This window comes from Rhodovarius sp., assembly GCF_040399605.1.
Taxonomy (GTDB): Bacteria; Pseudomonadota; Alphaproteobacteria; order Acetobacterales; family Acetobacteraceae; genus Rhodovarius; species Rhodovarius crocodyli_A.
Map to the genome: position 1 here is coordinate 1 of NZ_JBBARU010000143.1, position 3,587 is coordinate 3,587.

The window sequence follows — 3,587 nt, forward strand, 5'->3', positions numbered from 1 at the left end:
TGCCTGAGCTAATTGCATTTCTTAGGGCCAATCCGGGCAGATACGCCTATGGCTCTTCCGGCGCCGGCACCACGCCGCATCTCTCGGGCGAGTTGTTGAAGCAGATGGCCGGACTGGATGTTCTGCATGTGCCCTATCGCGGCGGTGCGCCAGCACTGCTTGACCTCATGGGCGGCCGTGTGCACCTGATCATGGACAACATTCCAGGTCTGCTGCCGTCGGCGCGCGAGGGCAAGATACGGGCGCTGGCCGTGACCAGCGCACAGCGCAGCCCCGTGGTGCCGGACCTACCGACCATGGCGGAGTTTCTGCCAGGGTTCGAGATGACCTCTTGGGGCGCGGTGTGCGCCCCCGCCGGCTTGCCGCAGCCGGTTGTGCAAAGGCTATCAGCTTTCTCAAAACGCGCGCTGGAGAACGCCGAACTCGTGCGCGGCTATCAGGACCTCGGCGCCACACCCTGGTGGACGACACCAGAGCAGCTCGCCACTTTCCGCACACACGAAGAGGCTCGCTTAGCACCGGTGATCAGGGCGAGCGGTGCCCGGGTAGAGTAGGCGGCGAGAAACCAGCCGCTACGGCACGATCGACGAACTGGCGGCCGCGGAGAAGATCAACTCGTCCGATGTCTCGAAGCTGCTGCGGTTGACGCTTCTGGCCCCCGACATCGTCGAGGCGATCCTGGACGGGCGGCAGCCAGAGGGGATGACGCTGCCGGGCCTGATGGAGCCTTTTCCGGTGGAGTGGAAGCGGCAGCGTTGAGCCGCATCGCATGGCCCAGTCAAATCTTGGATATGAATCCGCAACATCGAACCGAGGCCCGCGCCGGAACGACGATCCGCGCCGCCACATCCATCAGCCGAGTGCCTCACCGGCAAAATTCATCAGCTGGGGGCGTCATGAACAATTCGGGCTAGCGCTGTGCCGCCGCAGTGAATGCGAAATTATCAAAACTATTCTCGCTGACACGGTGCCACTGGAACATCTCGCCGCGATAGGCCCTATAGCTGTCCATGATGGCCTTGAAGCGCACATTGCGGCTGCCGAGTTCCTCCACCATTGCCTCATTGGCGCGCCAAGCGGCCTGGAGGATTTCGCGCGGCCAGAAGCGCAGCTGCGCGCCAGCGGCGATAAGGCGGCGCAGTGCCTGCGGGTTCAGGTGATCATAACGCGCCACCATGTTGCTATCGGCCTCGGCGCAGGCCACTTCGATGGCGTTCTTATAGAGGTCCGGCAGGGCATTGTAAGCGTTAATATTGCTCATAAAATGCACCCGCCCGCTGGGTTCCCAGAAGCCAGGGGCGTAATAGAAACGTGCCACGCGCACGTAATTCGCGCGCTCATCATCATGCGGGCCAGTTAATTCGGCGGCATCGATCACGCCGCGCTCCAGGCTGGGATAGATATCGGCCTGCGCGAGCAGCAATGGGGCGGCGCCCAGCCGGGCGAAGAGCTCGCCGGCAAGGCCCGTGATGCGGAACTTGAGGCCCTGGAGGTCAGACAGGCTGCGAATTTCGTTGCGGAACCAACCACCCATTTGCGCGCCAGTGTCGCCGGCACTATGGCCGATGATGTTGTATTCGCGGAATAAATCTGCCGCAAACTGATTGCCGCCGCCGAACCGGGTCCAGGCCGTCATCTGCCGGGTGTTCAGGCCGAAGCTCATGGCGGTGAAGGGGGCGAAGGCGATGTCCTTGCCGATATAGTAGTAGGAGGCGGTATGTCCGGCCTCGACCGTGCCGGCCTGCACGGCATCGAGCACCTGCAAGCCGCCAACGATCTCACCCGCCGGGAAGATGGTGATGCGGAATTTGTTGTCGGTAAGCTGGGCCACGCGAGCTGCGATACGCTCCATGGTGCCGTACACCACGTCGAAGCCGCGCGTGTAGGAACTCGCGGCCCGCCAGCGCACCTCTGGCATGGCGGACTGCGCCAGTGCGGGGGCGGCGAGGGCGGCTGCGGACAGGGCAGCGGGGCCCAGCAGATTGCGGCGATCCATAATGCAGTATTTCCCGGAGGTCGTGACTGGGCAGCATATAAGGCGTTGGAAAGAAAGAAAAAGAGGTGTATGGGCCCGCGTCGTAGCAGGCGAAGACCGGCATTTTCTGCGTGCGCATGATGACGTCGTAACGCCGCAAGCGCTCAAACAATGTCTTCGCCGCAGCGTGGCTTGGTTGCCCCGCGGCTCCACGGCTGCGGACACCACGCTGGTGAAGGCGCTGGCCCGGGCGTTCCGGTGGCGGCGGATGATGGAGGCGGGCCGCTTCGCCACGATCAACGAATTGGCGGCGGCCGAGAAGATCAACTCCTCCTACGTCTCGCGCCTGCTGCGCCTGACGCTGCTGGCGCCGGATATCGTCGACGCAATCCTGGACGGGAGGCAGCCGGGGTGTATGACCCTGCCCGGGCTGATGCAGCCGTTTCCGGCGGAGTGGGAGCGGCAGCCTACGGCACGCCGGAAGCTGACAACGCTGGACAGCTGCCCTCCTGCCAATATCGCCCGGGAGGAGCTTTGGTATGCGGGCATTGCACCATGCCCTGCACTATAATCCCGTCCCACTTTGACCCTTCGGCGCTGCCATTGCAGCGCGCAGTCCTTAGCCAAAGAAGATGTAGTCGTTCCCCTGGACCGTCCCAAAGCTCGGCGTGGGCAGTTGCGCCTGGGTCAGGCCGGCGAAGGTGACCGAGGTGTCGATCACGCCATTGCCATCGAGGTCGCAATGCAAGGTGGCGCCCTTATAGCCCTCGGCGCCATCACTCTCGAGCCAGAGGAACTTGCTGACCCCAGGCTTATAGCCCCAGATCGTGACCTGCTCCCCTGGGGAAAAATCCGTAAGGGTGGACCAGGTGGTTGATGCTACGGCGGCGCGGCCATCGAGGAAAAAACCATCCCTCCCTGCCCCGCCACTGATGAAATTCGAGCCTAGACCGCCATCAATCACATCATTGCCAGCACCACCATCGATTGCATCATTGCCCATACCGGCATTGATAAAATCAGCCCGGTCGGAGCCTATGATGATGTCGTTATTGGCACCGGCGATGACCTGGTACTCAATACCGGGCACCGGTCCCGTATAGGGCTCAGCCTTTATGTCGGTAGAAGAGCCATTGCCCTGGCCTATTTTGAATTCCACCACATCGGTGACTGTGATGGCCACGGCCTGGACCGTGCTTTTGAGGTTGCCATCGGAGGCCGTGACGGTGATGTCGTAAGCATTATTAGCGTCGGCATCGGATGGCGCCTCGAAATCGGGTGAAGCCTGAAAGGTGACGACGCCCGATGCGGCGTCGATATTGAACCAGGCCGCATCAACGCCGCCGAGTGCAAAACTCAGGGTGGTATTGGCATCAGGATCGGTGCCGGTGGCGGTGTAGACAGTGCCCGTCGCGTTTTCGGCAAAGCTTGCGCTGCCGCCAGAGGTGATGCTGGGCGCTTCATTCACATTGGTGAGGGTGATGGCGACGGCCCGGGCCGCGCTGCTCCGGCTGCCATCGGAGGCTGTGACGGTGATGTCGTAGACGTTGTTCGCCCCGGCATCGGTGGGCGCCTCGAAATTGGGCGGGGCTGTGAAGGTCACGGCGCCCGA

The 3,587-nt window shown here is 62.6% G+C and carries 4 protein-coding genes; 2 read left to right on the forward strand and 2 right to left on the reverse strand.

Annotated features, from left to right (window positions below):
- A partial coding sequence (locus tag ABWP84_RS18305) for a tripartite tricarboxylate transporter substrate-binding protein (RefSeq protein WP_353213461.1) occupies nucleotides 1-554 on the forward strand: 554 nt, incomplete at its 5' end.
- 356 nt (nucleotides 555-910) lie between these two features.
- Here ABWP84_RS18305 and ABWP84_RS18310 read toward each other — a convergent pair.
- Nucleotides 911-1,996: an ABC transporter substrate-binding protein gene (locus ABWP84_RS18310; RefSeq protein WP_353213462.1), complete on the reverse strand. Its 1,086-nt coding sequence runs from the start codon at nucleotides 1,994-1,996 to the stop codon at nucleotides 911-913.
- 1 nt (nucleotide 1,997) lies between these two features.
- Between ABWP84_RS18310 and ABWP84_RS18315 the strand changes: the two genes are divergently transcribed.
- Nucleotides 1,998-2,546 (forward strand): hypothetical protein, encoded by a 549-nt coding sequence (locus ABWP84_RS18315; protein ID WP_353213463.1) that lies wholly within the window; start codon nucleotides 1,998-2,000, stop codon nucleotides 2,544-2,546.
- Nucleotides 2,547-2,594: 48 nt separating this feature from the next.
- Here the strand turns inward: ABWP84_RS18315 and ABWP84_RS18320 are convergent.
- Nucleotides 2,595-3,587: cadherin domain-containing protein (locus tag ABWP84_RS18320; protein WP_353213464.1), on the reverse strand; the 993-nt coding region annotated here is incomplete at its 5' end.

Excerpts from the sequence above, each read along its gene's own strand:
- ABWP84_RS18310 (WP_353213462.1), bottom strand. The coding sequence starts at position 1,996 with ATGGATCGCCGCAATCTGCTGGGCCCCGCTGCCCTGTCCGCAGCCGCC.
- ABWP84_RS18315 (WP_353213463.1), top strand. The coding sequence starts at position 1,998 with ATGCAGTATTTCCCGGAGGTCGTGACTGGGCAGCATATAAGGCGTTGG.